Here is a 15,027-nt window from a genome sequence, read left to right as displayed (position 1 = left end):
AGGGGGCCTAGTCGATCGCGCCGCGAGCCCGGCCCGATCGACAAGACACCCCCTGGGGCCCGGCCGATAGGCTTCGGGTCATGACAGAAGAGCAGCTCGGGTCCGCCCTCGTCGAGGAGGCCACGAAGAAGTCCGGCCTGGTGTGGGTCCGTGGCACCGGCCCGGCCCGCGCGCTCTGGCACGTCTGGTTCGACGGCGCCGCGTTCGTCGTCGGGGACGGCCCCGGCGAGCAGCCGCTGCCGGGCCTGGTGGACGGCGGGACGGCCGAGGTCACGGTCCGCAGCAAGGACAAGGGCGGCAGGCTGGTCGCCTGGACGGCTGCCGTACGCGAACTCGCCCACGGCACCGAGGAGTGGGACGCGGCGGTCGCCGAGCTGAAGGGCAAGCGGCTCAACGCGCCCGACGGCGAGGCCATGACGGGCCGCTGGGGGCGCGAGTGCCGGGTCCTGCGGCTCGACCCCCGTTCCTCGACCACGGAGCTGCCGGACGGGTCCCTGGCGGCCGTACCGCTGCCTTCGGCGGCCACGACCCGGGACCCGGTGCCGTCCGGTCTCCCGAAGCTGCTGCTCAAGCGCCGCCGCAAGCAGCGCAAGGCCTAGGTCCGGACACCCCTAGGTCCGGGGCAGCTGCTTGCCGTAGTCGAGGGTCTCCTCCTTCGACGGGGCGGTGAGCGGGAAGTCCTTGTTCCACTCGGAGAGCACCACGAGGCCCGCACCCCCGCCCCGCGCGAGCCGCAGCGGGTACGGGGAGCCCTCCAGGGCCACGTCGAGGGTGCCGCCCTCGCCGTCCGCGCCGCCCCTGACCTTGACCGTGCGGACCCCGCCGATCTGGTCCCGGTCGCCCTTGACCTTCTCGCCGTGCAGGCCGATCAGTCCGTCGATGAGCAGAGCCATGTCGGTGAAGCCGCGCAGCTGCTTGTACGAGGGGTCGCCCTGCGGCACCTTCACGTACTTGTCGTCGAGCTTGTCGGCGGCCTCGGCGTCCGCCTCCGTCGGCTTGTCGTCGCCCTGGGTCTCGTGCGACCAGAAGCCCGCGTCGGCCTTCAGATAGAGCGCGTCGCCGACCCGCAGCAGCTCGAAGGTGCTGTTCTTCGTCGTCACCGAGCCGGTGGCGCCGTTCTGCTTGAGGCGCATGTTCAGCTTGAAGGTGTCACCCTTGCTGACCAGGGTGCCGGAGAGCCGCACCGCCTTCGCCGTGTCCGCGGCGGACAGCGCCTTGCCCTCGATCTCGGACGCGGAGAGCTTCCCGACCCCGTTGGTCCCCTCGTCCGGGTCGGCGGCGCAGGCCGTGAGCCCGACGGCCAGACCGGCGCAGAGCGCGAGCGGCGCGACGGCTCTGCGGAGGCGCACGGCCGGGACGGGACGTGCTGCTGACGGAGTACGCGATGACGGGGAGCGAACGGCCACCTGCGCTGCCTCTCGGGATCGTGGGGGGCTGCAAGGCCGCGGCGGCCCGCGCGGGATGCGGGGCGGCGGCCGTCTGTTCTGCGTGTTCTGCCGGGCGGGAGGGCCGGCGTGCCGGTGGGGACGGCAGACCGCAGCGTACCCGGGCCGGGTGACGCGCCCGGCGGCAGCCGTACGGAGGCACTACCAGGGCGGGGCGGAACGGCACGGGCTAGCCTGAACCCGGCAAAGCTCTGCAATGACTCGAATCGTGCGGCACCGAGGAGGCGCGTGGCATGGCGGCAGGCGCCCCCAGGATCTTCGTCTCCCACCTCGCCGGAGTCCCGGTCTTCGACCCCGTCGGCGACCAGGTCGGCCGGGTCAGCGACCTGGTCGCCATGCTGCGGGTCGGCCGCAGGCCGCCGCGGCTGCTCGGCATGGTCGTGGAGGTCCTCAGCCGCCGCCGGGTGTTCGTGCCGATGACCCGGATCACTGGCGTCGAGTCCGGCCAGGTCATCACGACCGGTGTCGTCAACATGCGCCGCTTCGAGCCGCGCCCCACCGAGCGTCTCGTCCTCGGCGAACTCCTCGACCGGCGCGTCCGGCTCGTGGGGCCCGGCGGGCAGGAGGGCGAGGAGGTCACGGTCCTCGACGTCGCCATCCAGCAGCTGCCCGCCCGCCGCGACTGGGAGATCGACAAGGTCTTCGTCCGCAAGGGGAAGGGCGGGGTGCTGAGCCGCAAGGGCGAGACGCTGACCGTCGAGTGGTCGGGGGTCACCGGCTTCTCCCTGGAGGAGCACGGGCAGGGCGCCGAGAACCTGGTCGCCACCTTCGAGAAGCTGCGCCCCGCCGACATCGCCAACGCGCTGCACCACCTCCCTCCCAAGCGGCGCGCCGAGGTGGCCGCTGCGCTCGACGACGACCGGCTCGCCGACGTCCTGGAGGAGCTGCCGGAGGACGACCAGATCGAGATCCTCGGCAAGCTGAAGGAGGAGCGCGCGGCCGACGTCCTGGAGGCGATGGACCCGGACGACGCGGCCGACCTGCTGTCCGAGCTGCCGGAGGAGGACAAGGAGCGGCTGCTGACCCTGATGCAGCCGGACGACGCGGCCGACGTACGCCGGCTCCTGGCGTACGAGGAGCGCACGGCGGGCGGTCTGATGACGACCGAGCCGATCGTGCTGCGGCCGGACGCGACGGTCGCGGACGCACTGGCCCGGGTCCGGCAGCAGGACCTGTCGCCGGCGCTCGCGGCGCAGGTGTACGTGTGCCGGCCGCCGGACGAGACGCCGACGGGCAAGTACCTGGGCACGGTGCACTTCCAGCGGCTGCTCCGCGACCCGCCGTTCACGCTCGTCAGCTCGCTCGTCGACAGCGATCTGCCGCCGCTCGGCCCGGCCACCCCGCTGCCCGCCGTCACCAGCTATCTCGCCGCGTACAACATGGTCGCGGCGCCCGTCGTGGACGAGAGCGGTTCGCTGCTCGGCGCGGTCACCGTCGACGACGTGCTCGACCATCTGCTGCCGGAGGACTGGCGCGAGACCGACTTCCACGACGAGGGGGCCGGGCATGGCGGCTGAGCGCACGCAGGACCGTGAGCGGGAACGGGACCGGGAGCGCGACCGGCCGGGGCCCCGCATCCGGCTCGACCTGCCGCGCGAACGACGGGCCAGACTGCTTCCGGAGTACGACCCCGAGGCGTTCGGACGCATGTCGGAGCGGATCGCGCGCTTCCTGGGGACGGGCCGGTTCCTCGTCTGGATGACCCTGACCATCATCGTCTGGGTCCTGTGGAACATCTTCGCGCCCGGCTCGCTCAAGTTCGACGAGTACCCCTTCATCTTCCTGACGCTCGCGCTGTCCCTCCAGGCCTCGTACGCGGCCCCTCTGATCCTGCTCGCCCAGAACCGGCAGGACGACCGGGACCGGGTCAATCTCGAACAGGACCGGAAGCAGAACGAGCGGTCGATCGCGGACACCGAGTACCTCACCCGGGAGATCGCGGCGCTGCGGATGGGCCTCGGCGAGGTGGCCACCCGCGACTGGATCCGCTCGGAGCTCCAGGACCTGATCAAGGAGCTGGAGGAGCGCCGCGATCTATTCCCGTCGGCCGACCCCCGAGGAAGTGACGTACCCGACCGTTGACAGGCCTTTCATGGGCCGGTGGTCGGCGCCGTACCATCGTCGGTATGGCTATGGAAGACGCGGTGCTCGAGGCACTGGCGACGGTGAACGACCCCGAGATCAACAAACCGATCACTGAGCTCGGCATGGTCAAGTCGGTGGAGATCGAACCGGACGGCAAGGTCGCCGTCACGGTCTACCTGACCGTCTCCGGCTGCCCGATGCGCGAGACCATCACCCAGCGGGTGACCGAGGCCGTCTCCCGGGTCGAGGGCGTCACCGGCGTCGACGTCTCGCTGGACGTGATGAGCGACGAGCAGCGCAAGGAGCTGGCGGCGGCGCTGCGCGGCACGAGCGCCGAGCGCGAGGTGCCGTTCGCGAAGCCGGGCTCGCTGACCCGGGTGTACGCGGTCGCCTCCGGCAAGGGTGGCGTCGGCAAGTCCTCCGTCACCGTGAACCTGGCCGCGGCGATGGCCGCCGACGGCCTGAAGGTCGGCGTCGTCGACGCCGACATCTACGGTCACAGCGTGCCCCGGATGCTGGGCGCGGACGGCCGTCCGACCCAGGTCGAGAACATGATCATGCCGCCGTCGGCGAACGGCGTGAAGGTCATCTCCATCGGCATGTTCACCCCGGGCAACGCGCCGGTGGTGTGGCGCGGCCCGATGCTGCACCGCGCGCTCCAGCAGTTCCTCGCGGACGTGTACTGGGGCGACCTGGACGTCCTCCTGCTCGACCTGCCCCCGGGCACCGGCGACATCGCGATCTCGGTCGCGCAGCTCGTCCCGAACGCGGAGATCCTGGTCGTCACCACCCCGCAGCAGGCGGCGGCCGAGGTCGCCGAGCGGGCCGGCTCGATCGCCGTCCAGACCCACCAGAAGATCGTGGGTGTCGTCGAGAACATGGCGGGCCTGCCGTGCCCGCACTGCGACGAGATGGTCGACGTGTTCGGCACGGGCGGCGGCCAGCGGGTCGCGGACGGTCTGACGCAGACCACGGGCACGAACGTCCCCGTCCTCGGCTCGATCCCGATCGACGTACGCCTCCGCGAGGGCGGCGACGAGGGTCGGCCGGTCGTCCTCTCCGACCCGGACTCCCCGGCGGGCGCGGCCCTCCGCGCGATCGCCGGCAAGCTCGGCGGGCGCGCCCGAGGCCTCTCGGGCATGAGCCTGGGCATCACACCGCGCAACAAGTTCTGAGGTTCCGACGTTCTGACGAAGGGCGCCCCGCGGGGCGCCCTTCGTCATGCCGTCAGGTGTACAGGTCCAGGTCCGTCATGCGTACAGGTCCAGGTCCTTGATCTGGGAGAAGCCCAGACCGTACGCGCTCATCCCCCGCCCGTACGCCCCGATGTGCACCCCGGCAGCGGACCCCGCGAGCACCCACCCGAACTCCGACTCGCGGTAGTGGAAGGGCACGGGCACCCCGTCCACCGGGAGCGACAGCGTCGACCACTCCGCCCCGTCGAGGTCGTCGGCGAGCTCGAACGCCGTCTCGGTCTGCTGGTCCAGCCAGTTGTCCCGCGTCGCGTGGTCCAGCGAGGCGGGCCAGGTGTGGACGAGCAGCCCCGAGCCGGCCAGCCAGGCGGCCGAGGACACGGTGGTGGCGTCGAGGACGCCCGTGCCGTCTCCGGTCCGCCGGACCGGGCTCGCGGCCACCGTCACGACGATCGCGAACCGTTCCTTCTCCGCGGCGCTCGCGTCCGTCTTTATGGACGGCGTTTCACCGTGCCCGGTCGACCCGTGCTGCACACTGCCGTCCGCCGCCGTGCCGACCTGCATCAGCCAGCGCGGCCCGGTGAATGCCTCGTCGAGGCCGTACCAGGCGAACTGCGCCCGCAGATAGCCCTCGGCGGTCCGCCGGGCCAGGGGTACGCCCTCCACCCGACTCGTGGTCTCCATCTCGGCCGCCTCCTCGTTGCGTCAACAGAGGGAGGATAGCCACCAGGACGCGTCGGGTCGGTGACAGCCCGTCGTCAGGTCGCGTCGGAGTCGTACGGAGGACGCTCGGTGGTGTCCGGCTTGTCCTGCTTCTTCAGCAGGTCCGGGGTGCCGTTGGCGGAGGTGACGGCACCGGAGGAACCGTTGACCGACGGGGAACCGTTGACGGCCGAGGTCTGCGGCTCACGGCTGTGGACCGCGTCGGCGACCTCGTTCATCTCCTTCTTGAGGTCGAAGCTGCCGCGCAGCTCCTTGAGCTCCCGGAGGTCCTCGTTCTGCTCCATCTGCTTGCGGAGGAACGTCTTCGGGTTGAGGTCCTCGAACTCGAAGTCCTTGAACTCCGGGCCCAGCTCGCTGCGGATGTCCTCCTTCGCGCTGTCCGAGAAGTCACGGACCTTCCGGATGAAGCGCGAGACGTCCTGGATGACCTTCGGGAGCTTGTCCGGCCCGAAGACGAGCACGGCGAGGACCACGAGCGTCACCAGCTCGAGTGCGCCTATGTCGCTGAACACCTAGTAGCTCCTTCATGCCGGTCAAGGGCCCGGTCCACGGTACCCGCCGAAACTGTCGGACGGGTACCTCCCGGTGTCCGCCACATGGCGCTCAGGTGCCCTGGGACGAGCCGAGCGTCAGCGTCTTTGTCAGCTCTTTGCCGTCGCGGGTCAGGGTGAGCTCCAGCTTGTCGCCGGGGCGGTGGGCGCGGATCTTCACGATCAGCTCCTCGCCGTTGTGGACGCGCTGGCCGTCGACCTTGGTGATGACGTCGCCGGGCTGGAGGCCCGCCTTCGCGGCGGGGCCGCCGGACGTGACGGAGGCGGAGCCGTCCTTGCCCTTCTCGCCGACGCGGGCTCCGTCGCCGTTGAACTGCATGTCGAGGCTCACACCGATGACGGGGTGGGTGGCCTTGCCGGTGTTGATGAGTTCCTCGGCGACGCGCTTGCCCTGGTTGATCGGTATGGCGAAGCCGAGGCCGATGGAGCCGGGCTGGGAGGCGCTGCCGCCCTCGCCGTCACCGGAGCCGCCGCCGGCGGCCCGGATGGCGCTGTTGATGCCGATGACCCGGCCCTTGGAGTCGAGCAGCGGGCCGCCGGAGTTGCCGGGGTTGATGGGGGCGTCGGTCTGCAGCGCGTCGACGTAGCTGATGTCACTGCCGTCGCCCTTCTCCCCGCCCGCGGTGATCGGGCGCTCCTTGGCGCTGATGATGCCGGAGGTGACCGTGTTGGAGAGGTCGAAGGGGGCGCCGATGGCGACGACGGGGTCGCCGACGCGGACGTTGTCGGAGTTGCCGAGCGGCAGCGGCCTGAGGCCGGAGACTCCGGTGACCTGGACGACGGCGAGGTCGTAACCGGTGTCCTTGCCTACGACCTTGGCGCGGGCGGTCTCGCCGCTGGAGAAGGTCACCGTGATGTCCCGGGAGGACTGGGCCGCGTCCACGACGTGGTTGTTGGTGAGGATGTGGCCCTTGGTGTCGAGGACGAAGCCGGTGCCGGTGCCGGACGAACCGCCGCCCTTGACGTGCAGGGTGACGACGCCGGGCAGGGCGCTGGCCGCGATGCCGGCCACGCTGTCCGGGGCACGGCCGGTGTCACCGGCGTCCGACTGCGGCAGCTCGACGGTGGTGATCCCGCCGTTCCGCTCGACGTACGCGCCGATGCCGCCGCCGATGACACCGGTGACGAGCGCGAGGACGAGCGCTCCGGCGACGGCGAGCCCCTTGCGGGACTTCTTCGCGGGCAGGGGCGGGAGTCCGGCCCCGCCGGCCCCCCAGGGGTCGTACTGCACCCAGGGCGCACCGGCCTGCGGCGGCACGACCCCCGCCTGCACGTGGGGCTGGGGGTGAGCGTGGGGCTGCGGGTGGGGCTGGCTGTGCGGCTGCGGGTGGGGCTGCGGCTGCGGCGATACGGGGGGTACGTGGGCCTGCTGCGGCGGTACGGGCGCCGGGGGGCGCTGTACGGGCGGAGCGGGCGCCCAGGGTCCGGGCTCGCCGTAGGGCGGCGTCCGGTACTCGTCGGGCGCGTGCAGGGGCTGCGGCGCGGGCTGCGCGGGCGCCGGGCCCTGAGGAGCGTCGGCGACGGGAGCGTCGGGCACGGAAGCGTCGGTCACCGGGAGGGTCTCCGTCAGGGCCTCGTCCGCCGGGGCGGGAGCCTCGCTCTTGGTCAGCAGTACGGAGGGCGCGCCCTCCGGTACGGCCGCGCCGGCGGTGACGGCCTCAGCCATCACCGCGGTATCGACGGAATCTGCGGTATCCCTCGCATCCGCCGCCACATCCGTCACGTCGGCCGCATCCGTCACGTCGGCCACGATGCTCGCGGCGTCCGAGACATCGGGCGCTTCGGCCGGCGCCTGCGGCGCGGGCAGGGGAAAGTCGCCGTCGGCGTCATGTGTGACGACGGCGGTGACGCCCTCCGTGAGGTCGTCGGTCGGAGGCGGCGAGGGTATCCGCGCCGCCTCCGGTGTGCTCGACGGCCGGCTCCACCAGTTCGGCTTCCCGTTGTTCATGCTCTCCCCGCACCCCGCTGACCCGTCCGCGCCCCGTTGGGCGGGCGCCCCTGTCCCTGGATTCAACCAGGTCGCGGGTCAGCGGTGGGAGCCGAGCGGTGCGGTCGTCGGGCTGGGCGCCGGGCTGGGCCCGGGGCCGAAGGCCAGTTGGAGGGCCGGCCCCGTCGGTCGTATGAACGGGGAGAGGGCGAGGAACGACTGCGTAGCAGGGTCCCGGAGGCGTACGGCCACCAGCGGCATGACGGCCGAGCGCATCGCGTCCGCCGGGACGGCGCCCGCCGGGACCGTGCCGGGACCGACCGCAGCCACCACCGGCCCGTGCGGCAGCGCCGCCGGGGTCCCGGGAGACAGCGGAGCCCCCGGGGTCACCTGCGTGCCGTCGACGGACTGGGCGCCGCGCTCGCCGGAGCGCGTGCCCCGCGTGACGGCCGTGCCGCCCCCGGGGCCGCCCGTGGCGGTGGTGCGCAGCGGGGTGACCGCCGTGCCGGTGCCCTGGCCTCCGCGCGCGCTCGCGTTCACCGACGCCTCCAGGGGCAGGGTGCCGCCGAGGGCGATGGCCGCGAACGAGACGGCGCTGGCCGCCGCGAACGCGAAGCGCCGCCCGCGCCAGGAGGTTCCGGACGCGCGGTCGCCGACCTCGTGGATGCGGAAGCCGGTGTGCGAAGGGTGCGGGGTGACGACGGCAGCCGTGGCGAAGCCGTCGGACTTCACTCCGCCCGCGCCGAAGAGCTCTTCGAGGGGGCCCCTCGGTCCGCCGGGGCCTCCCGGCTCACCGGGGCCCCCGGGTAGCCCCTGGAGCCGGGCGAGGAATCCCTCCGAGGGCGGCGGCGGAGCCGCCGAGGCGAAGACGCTCTTGAGGGTGCGCTGCGCGTCGGCCTCCGCCTTGCAGCGGGCGCAGGTCGCGAGGTGGGCGAGGACCCGCTCGCGGGCGTCATGGCCGAGTTCGCCGTCGACGAGCGCGGCCAGCCGGTCCCCGAGGTGGTGTTCCGCGGGGGTCGGTGACGAGGGACGTGTGCCGCTCACGCTGTCCCTGCCTCCCATCCGACGGAGGCCAGGGCACGCTCCGCCCGTGCCTCGGGCGAGCGGTGCTTGAGGGCCTTGCGCAGGTGGGAGCGCCCGCGGTGGATCCGGCTGCGGACGGTGCCGAGCTTCACACCGAGGGTCGCGGCGATCTCCTCGTACGACAGTCCTTCGATGTCGCAGAGGACGACCGCGGCGCGGAACTCGGGCGCGAGGGTGTCGAGGGCCTGCTGCACGTCGGCGTCGAAGTGGGTGTCGTTGAACACCTGCTGCGGCGAGGGCTCACGGCTGGGCAGCCGCTCGGCGGCGTCGTCGGCGAGCGCGTCGAAACGGATGCGCTGCTTGCGGCGGACCATGTCGAGGAAGAGATTGGTGGTGATGCGGTGGAGCCAGCCCTCGAAGGTGCCCGGCGTGTACGTCGACAGCGAGCGGAAGACGCGGACGAAGACCTCTTGGGTCAGGTCCTCGGCGTCGTGCTGGTTGCCCGTGAGGCGGTAGGCGAGGCGGTAGACCCGACCACTGTGCGTGCTGACGATCTCCTCCCAGGTGGGCGGAGTCCACGCCTGCGATTCCGCATCCGATGCGAAGGTCGCGGTGGTGGGAGCGGAGTCGGTGGTGCGGAAACGGTCAGCTGTGTCGGTCACGGATTTCGGCTCACCCGCCGACCTGAGAAGACGCCGAAGCACTCCTCCCCGATCCACAGGCGCAGCCGCACCTCCCCTGTCGGCTCTGGTGGTGTCCAGTGGAGCCCCTACCATAGCCACCTCGCCCGTTAGCTCCGGATAAGAATCTTTACGCGAATTTGGAACCGGCTCCCCCGGCTTCCTCCTGCCGCGTCCTTCCCCTGGTGAACGCCCGGTCCCATCTGCGGGTTCCCACTGACAGCGGATACAGTCACCGTTGCGTCAACTACGGGGACAGGAGAGGGCCATTACCGCCAACCGGCAGACGAGCTGGTCGTTCGCCGACGCCTTTGTCGCCGAGGACGAAGCTCTGCGCTGGGCCCGGGAGCGGGCCCGGGAGGCAGGGCTGCCCTCGGTGTCGCCGGGCACCGGTGGCGCGCTGCGCCTGCTCGCGGCGACGGCGGACGCGAAGGCGGTGGCGGAGATCGGTACCGGCACGGGCGTGTCGGGCATCTATCTGCTGCTCGGGATGCGGCCGGACGGCGTCCTGACCACGGTGGACCTCCAGCCGGAGCGGCAGCAGTTCGCCAAGACGGCGTTCCGTGCGGCGGGCTTCGCGGGCAATCGGGCCCGTTTCATCCCCGGCCGTGCCCTGGACGTCCTGCCGCGGCTCGCGGACGGCGGGTACGACCTCGTGTTCTGCGACGGCGACCGGCTCGAGTACCTGGATTACCTCGCTGAATCGTTGCGCCTGCTGCGGCCTGGCGGGCTCGTCTGCTTCGAGGGAGTCTTCGCGGACGGTCGTACGGTCGACTCGGCGGCCCAGCCGGCCGAGGTCCAGCGGATCCGCGAGCTGCTGCGCACGGTGCGGGAGAGCCAGGAGCTCATCCCCTCCCTGCTGCCGGTGGGCGACGGCCTGCTGTGCGCGGTCCGCCGGGGCTGACGCGCCCGCAACGTCGCCGCCGCGCGCCACCTCGCCGCCGCCCGCCACGTCGCCGCCGCGCGCCGCACTGCCCGCGCACCCGCCCTCGCCCTCACCCCCGTACAAGACGCGTCCCCCTCCCCTGGACACACCACTGCCCCGGTACGGGCGGGCCGTACCGGGGCAGTGGTCAGGATGCGAGGGAGAGTCGGATCAGCCGACGACCTTCTTCAGGGCGTCGCCCAACGCCTCGGCCTCGTCCGGGGTCAGCTCGACGACAAGCCGACCGCCGCCTTCGAGCGGAACGCGCATGACGATGCCCCGCCCCTCCTTGGTCACCTCGAGCGGGCCGTCACCCGTCCGCGGCTTCATGGCCGCCATGCTTGTTCCCCTTCCTGAAACCAGCTCATTGTCAGCCGGGCAGCTCCATGATGTGGAGCACGCGTCACCGGCTTCGAACACATTGCTTCCAGGTCATTATCCCGCATGGCAGGACCCGATGACCAACATCGAATGGCATCGCTTGCGCAACGCGCTCTCTCAAAACCCCACATTTCGGCGATCGGCCTGCGATACTTCGCCGCTCGGCGTCCGGTCGAGCCCCTCAAATCTTTGACGCAGCTCACATGGGCGGGGCGGGTGATGTCCGCCATGCTGTGCAGGTCAACCACGCAAAGAGGCGAAGGGAACCCCATGGCCGACACGGTGCTGTACGAGGTGAGCGACGGACTCGCCACCATCACGCTCAACCGCCCCGAGGCCATGAACGCGATGAACGTGGCGACGAAAGTCGCCCTCCGGGACGCGGCGGAGACGGCCGCCGCGGACCCCGCCGTACGGGCGGTGCTGCTCACCGCGGCCGGCGAGCGGGCGTTCTGCGTCGGCCAGGACCTGAAGGAACACGTGGGCCTGCTCATGGCGGACCACGAGAACGGCACCCGAGAGACCATGAACACGGTCCGGGACCATTACAACCCGATCACCAAGGCGCTCGCGGGCATGCGGAAGCCCGTCGTGGCGGGCGTGAACGGTGTCGCGGCGGGGGCCGGCTTCGGCTTCGCGCTCGCGGCGGACTACCGGGTGGTCGCGGACACCGCCTCGTTCAACACCTCGTTCGCGGGGGTCGCACTGACCGCCGACTCGGGCGTGTCCTGGACGCTGCCCCGGCTGATCGGCGCGAGCCGGGCGTCCGACCTGCTGCTCTTCCCGCGCTCGATCAGCGCCCAGGAGGCGTACGAGCTGGGCATCGCGAACCGCCTGGTCCCGGCCGCCGACCTCGCCGCCGAGGCCGAGAAGGTGGCCCGCACGCTCGCGGAGGGCCCGACGGTGGCGTACGCGGCCCTGAAGGAGTCCCTCGCGTACGGCGCCGACCACTCGCTCGCGGAGGCCCTCGACAAGGAGGAGGAACTCCAGAACCGGGCGGGCGGCTCCGAGGACCACACGATCGCGGTCCGCGCCTTCATCGCCAAGGAGAAGCCGCAGTACCTGGGCCGCTGAGCTGGGGCGGAACCCGTTCGTACGACCGGTGAGCGGGTCTATAGGATCCGCTCACCATTCGTACGCACATACCTGGGGGGTTCCGTGCGTTCAACACCTTCCGCGCGCCTTCTTCGCGGCGCGCTCACGGCGGGCGTGGCCCTGGGCCTGTCCGCCACCGCCCTGTCCTCGCCGGCACAGGCCGCCGACGGCTCGTCCACGCCGGGCAACGGCCGCGGCGGCCTCGGCGGCCCGCAGGCCGACATGAGCTGGGACACCGCCGAGCGCGTCCACGTCTTCTGAGCCGGACCGGACGCGTCGCCCGGGGCTACTTCCCGCCCCGGGCCACGCACCCCTTCACGTGGTCGTCGACCAGCCCGCACGCCTGCATCAGGGCGTACGCCGTCGTCGGGCCGATGAAGCGGAGGCCTCGCTTCTTGAGGGCCTTCGAGAGGGCCGTGGACTCGTCCGTGACCGCCGGGACGTCCGTGACCGTGCGCGGGACGGGGCGGCCCGCCGGATCGGGGGCGTACGACCAGATCAGCTCGTCGAGTTCACCCGGCGACCAGGTGGCGAGCAGTTTCGCGTTGGCCAGGGTCGCGTCGATCTTGGCGCGGTTGCGGATGATGCCCTCGTCCACGAGGAGCCGCTCGCGGTCCGCCTCGCCGAAACCGGCCACGGACGCGATCCGGAAGCCGTCGAAGGCGCTGTGGAAGCCCTCGCGGCGGCGGAGGATCGTGATCCACGACAGGCCCGACTGGAAGGCCTCCAGGCAGAGCCGCTCGAACAGCGCGTCGTCGCCGTGGACCGGGCGGCCCCACTCCTCGTCGTGGTACGCCACGTAGTCCTCGGTCGACAGGCCCCAGGGGCAGCGCAGCCGCCCGTCCGGGCCCGCGACCGCCCCGCCGGCCGTCATGCCCGGCCGTCCTCTGCGTCACCGGCGGCGGCCGCTCCCGCGAGCGCCTCCTCCAGCTCGGAGATCCGGGCGTCCCGCTCGGCCAGTTCGGCGCCGAGACGGACCAGGACGTCGTCCACGTCCGCCATCCGGTAGCCGCGGACCGCGACGGGGAGACGGAGCGCCTCGACGTCGGCACGGTCGACCGGGCGGGCGGCCGGGAGGGGGTCGACGAGCTCCTCGGGCGCCACCTCGGGCAGCACCTCGCTGTCGCCGCCGCCGACCACGGCGAGGGTCACCGCGGCCACGACCACGACCATCGTGATGAGCAGAAACCAGAACACCTGCGTGCCTCTCCCCGGAGTGGAAATCGTCCCGTGCCGATCGTGCCATGCGCCACCGACAGCTAGGGTCGCAGGCGAACGGACACGAGGGAGGACAAAAGGGATGCTGCGCTTGGGACGGCGTGAATTCGGGCCGCACGAGCCGGTGATCATGGCGATCGTGAACCGGACCCCGGACTCCTTCTACGACCAGGGCGCCACCTTCCGGGACGAGCCGGCGCTCGCCCGCGTCGAGCAGGCCGTGGCCGAGGGAGCGGCGATCATCGACATCGGCGGGGTGAAGGCGGGCCCCGGCGAGGAGGTGACGGCCGAGGAGGAGGCGCGGCGCACGGTCGGTTTCGTCGCCGAGGTCCGCAGGCGCCATCCCGATGTCGTCATCAGCGTGGACACCTGGCGGGCGGACGTCGGCGAGGCGGTCTGCGAGGCCGGCGCGGACGTCCTGAACGACGCGTGGGGCGGGGTCGACCCCGGACTCGCCGAGGTCGCCGCGAAGTACGGCGCGGGGCTCGTGTGCACGCACGCGGGTGGCGCGGAGCCGCGGACGCGGCCGCACCGGGTCGAGTACGAGGACGTGATGGCCGACATCCTGCGGGTGACCGTGGGGCTCGCGGAGCGGGCGGCCGCGCTCGGGGTGCGGCGGGACGCGATCATGATCGACCCGGGTCACGACTTCGGGAAGAACACCCGGCACAGCCTGGAGGCGACGCGGCGGCTCGGGGAGATGGCGGAGACGGGGTGGCCGGTGCTGGTGTCCCTGTCCAACAAGGACTTCGTCGGCGAGACGCTCGACCGGCCGGTGAAGGAGCGGGTCCTCGGGACCTTGGCGACGACCGCCGTGTCGGCGTGGCTGGGGGCGCAGGTGTATCGGGTGCACGAGGTCGCGGAGACTCGTCAGGTGCTCGACATGGTGGCGTCCATCGCCGGGCATCGGGCGCCGGCGGTCGCGCGGCGCGGGCTGGCGTAGCCGGGCGGGGCACGGAGGAGCGGAGCGGGGGCGAGGGGAGACCGTCGCCCCCGCTCCGTGGGCGCTACTTGCCCGTCTCCTTCGTGACCAGCGCCACCGCCTCCTCCACGTCGTCCGTGACGTGGAAGAGCAGCAGGTCGCGTTCCGAGGCCTTGCCGCCCGCGACGACCGAGTCGCGGAGCCAGTCGACGAGGCCCTTCCAGTACTCCGTGCCGAAGAGGACGATCGGGAAGCGGGTGACCTTGCGGGTCTGGACCAGGGTCAGCGCCTCGAAGAGCTCGTCGAGGGTGCCGAGGCCGCCGGGCAGGACGACGAAGCCCTGCGCGTACTTCACGAACATCGTCTTGCGGACGAAGAAGTAGCGGAAGTTCACGCCGATGTCGACGTGCTGGTTGAGCCCCTGCTCGAAGGGGAGCTCGATGCCGAGGCCCACCGAGACGCCCTTGGCCTCCCTGGCCCCCTTGTTGGCCGCCTCCATGGCGCCGGGGCCGCCGCCCGTGATGACCGCGAACCCGGCCTCGACGAGCGCCTTGCCGATCCGTACGCCCGCCTCGTACTCGGGCGAGTCCGGCTTCGTGCGGGCCGAGCCGAAGACACTGATCGCGCTCGGCAGTTCGGCGAGCGCGCCGAAGCCCTCGACGAACTCGGACTGGATGCGCATGACCCGCCAGGGGTCGGTGTGCACCCATTCCGAGTCGCCCTCGGTGTCGAGCAGCCGCTGGTCCGTCGTGCCCGACTGGACCTGGTCCCGCCGCCTGAGCACCGGTCCGAGTCGCTGTTCCTCGGGCTTCGCCATTCCCTCGGGAATGCCCATGGCCTGCTCCCTCCGCCGATCGGC

General features: G+C 72.0%; 18 protein-coding genes. 8 read left to right on the top strand and 10 right to left on the bottom strand.

Annotated elements, in window-relative coordinates:
* Positions 1-80 precede the first annotated feature (80 nt).
* Positions 81-599 (top strand): hypothetical protein, encoded by a 519-nt coding sequence (locus OG462_RS28485; RefSeq protein ID WP_406061888.1) that lies wholly within the window; start codon positions 81-83, stop codon positions 597-599.
* 12 nt (positions 600-611) lie between these two features.
* Here OG462_RS28485 and OG462_RS28480 read toward each other — a convergent pair whose 3' ends face one another.
* Positions 612-1,349, bottom strand: a complete 738-nt coding sequence (locus OG462_RS28480; RefSeq protein WP_406061886.1) for a hypothetical protein — start codon at positions 1,347-1,349, stop codon at positions 612-614.
* A 329-nt stretch (positions 1,350-1,678) separates the two neighbouring features.
* Here OG462_RS28480 and OG462_RS28475 point away from each other — a divergent pair, with 329 nt between their 5' ends.
* Genes OG462_RS28475 through OG462_RS28465 form a run of 3 tightly spaced genes read left to right on the top strand, consistent with a single transcriptional unit; the run spans position 1,679 to position 4,705 of the window.
* Complete coding sequence (locus OG462_RS28475; protein ID WP_406061884.1) at positions 1,679-2,962, top strand: magnesium transporter MgtE N-terminal domain-containing protein; 1,284 nt, start codon at positions 1,679-1,681, stop codon at positions 2,960-2,962.
* Positions 2,952-3,527, top strand: coding sequence for a DUF1003 domain-containing protein (locus tag OG462_RS28470; RefSeq protein ID WP_406061882.1), 576 nt, complete (start codon positions 2,952-2,954; stop codon positions 3,525-3,527). The genes OG462_RS28475 and OG462_RS28470 overlap by 11 nt, the downstream gene beginning before the upstream one ends.
* A gap of 44 nt (positions 3,528-3,571) precedes the next feature.
* Positions 3,572-4,705: an Mrp/NBP35 family ATP-binding protein gene (locus OG462_RS28465; RefSeq protein WP_406061880.1), complete on the top strand. Its 1,134-nt coding sequence runs from the start codon at positions 3,572-3,574 to the stop codon at positions 4,703-4,705.
* Positions 4,706-4,780: 75 nt separating this feature from the next.
* On the opposite strand, the gene OG462_RS28460 is transcribed toward OG462_RS28465, so the two are convergent.
* The 5 genes from OG462_RS28460 to sigE all read right to left on the bottom strand — a co-directional run bounded on the left by OG462_RS28460 (position 4,781) and on the right by sigE (position 9,723).
* On the bottom strand, positions 4,781-5,407 hold the full coding sequence (locus OG462_RS28460) for a hypothetical protein (RefSeq protein WP_406061879.1): 627 nt from the start codon (positions 5,405-5,407) through the stop codon (positions 4,781-4,783).
* A gap of 74 nt (positions 5,408-5,481) precedes the next feature.
* Positions 5,482-5,958, bottom strand: a complete 477-nt coding sequence (locus OG462_RS28455; RefSeq protein WP_406061877.1) for a sec-independent translocase — start codon at positions 5,956-5,958, stop codon at positions 5,482-5,484.
* Positions 5,959-6,049: 91 nt separating this feature from the next.
* The gene (locus OG462_RS28450; protein ID WP_406061875.1) at positions 6,050-7,945 is read right to left on the bottom strand and encodes a trypsin-like peptidase domain-containing protein; all 1,896 of its coding nucleotides are present in this window, start codon (positions 7,943-7,945) and stop codon (positions 6,050-6,052) included.
* Positions 7,946-8,023: 78 nt separating this feature from the next.
* Positions 8,024-8,968 carry an anti-sigma factor family protein gene (locus tag OG462_RS28445; protein ID WP_406061874.1) on the bottom strand — a complete coding sequence of 315 codons (945 nt, stop codon included), beginning with the start codon at positions 8,966-8,968 and terminating at the stop codon, positions 8,024-8,026.
* Entirely contained in the window at positions 8,965-9,723 is a 759-nt protein-coding gene (gene sigE / locus OG462_RS28440; RefSeq protein WP_078623434.1) for an RNA polymerase sigma factor SigE, read from the bottom strand. The genes OG462_RS28445 and sigE overlap by 4 nt, the downstream gene beginning before the upstream one ends.
* A 142-nt stretch (positions 9,724-9,865) precedes the next feature.
* Between sigE and OG462_RS28435 the strand changes: the two genes are divergently transcribed.
* Positions 9,866-10,531 carry an O-methyltransferase gene (locus OG462_RS28435; RefSeq protein WP_406061872.1) on the top strand — a complete coding sequence of 222 codons (666 nt, stop codon included), beginning with the start codon at positions 9,866-9,868 and terminating at the stop codon, positions 10,529-10,531.
* A gap of 192 nt (positions 10,532-10,723) precedes the next feature.
* Here the strand turns inward: OG462_RS28435 and OG462_RS28430 are convergent, their stop codons facing one another.
* Complete coding sequence (locus OG462_RS28430) at positions 10,724-10,891, bottom strand: DUF3117 domain-containing protein (RefSeq protein ID WP_009997451.1); 168 nt, start codon at positions 10,889-10,891, stop codon at positions 10,724-10,726.
* Positions 10,892-11,203: 312 nt separating this feature from the next.
* Between OG462_RS28430 and OG462_RS28425 the strand changes: the two genes are divergently transcribed.
* Together OG462_RS28425 and OG462_RS28420 are read left to right on the top strand one after the other, a co-directional pair.
* On the top strand, positions 11,204-12,007 hold the full coding sequence (locus OG462_RS28425; RefSeq protein ID WP_406061869.1) for an enoyl-CoA hydratase/isomerase family protein: 804 nt from the start codon (positions 11,204-11,206) through the stop codon (positions 12,005-12,007).
* 84 nt (positions 12,008-12,091) lie between these two features.
* Positions 12,092-12,289 (top strand): hypothetical protein, encoded by a 198-nt coding sequence (locus OG462_RS28420; RefSeq protein ID WP_406061867.1) that lies wholly within the window; start codon positions 12,092-12,094, stop codon positions 12,287-12,289.
* A gap of 25 nt (positions 12,290-12,314) precedes the next feature.
* Here the strand turns inward: OG462_RS28420 and OG462_RS28415 are convergent, their stop codons facing one another.
* Both OG462_RS28415 and OG462_RS28410 read right to left on the bottom strand, forming a co-directional pair.
* On the bottom strand, positions 12,315-12,902 hold the full coding sequence (locus OG462_RS28415; RefSeq protein WP_406061865.1) for a DNA-3-methyladenine glycosylase I: 588 nt from the start codon (positions 12,900-12,902) through the stop codon (positions 12,315-12,317).
* Positions 12,899-13,225, bottom strand: coding sequence for a hypothetical protein (locus tag OG462_RS28410; protein ID WP_406061863.1), 327 nt, complete (start codon positions 13,223-13,225; stop codon positions 12,899-12,901). Before OG462_RS28410 ends, OG462_RS28415 begins: the two co-directional genes overlap by 4 nt.
* Positions 13,226-13,328: 103 nt before the next feature.
* Between OG462_RS28410 and folP the strand changes: the two genes are divergently transcribed.
* Positions 13,329-14,189, top strand: coding sequence for a dihydropteroate synthase (folP, locus tag OG462_RS28405; RefSeq protein ID WP_406061861.1), 861 nt, complete (start codon positions 13,329-13,331; stop codon positions 14,187-14,189).
* Positions 14,190-14,253: 64 nt separating this feature from the next.
* Here the strand turns inward: folP and OG462_RS28400 are convergent, their stop codons facing one another.
* Complete coding sequence (locus OG462_RS28400; protein WP_406061860.1) at positions 14,254-15,003, bottom strand: TIGR00730 family Rossman fold protein; 750 nt, start codon at positions 15,001-15,003, stop codon at positions 14,254-14,256.
* Between the last annotated feature and the right edge of the window lie 24 nt (positions 15,004-15,027).

The organism is Streptomyces sp. NBC_01077 (genome assembly GCF_045162855.1).
GTDB lineage: Bacteria > Actinomycetota > Actinomycetes > Streptomycetales > Streptomycetaceae > Streptomyces.
This window is presented reverse-complemented; position numbering and strand designations above follow the sequence as displayed.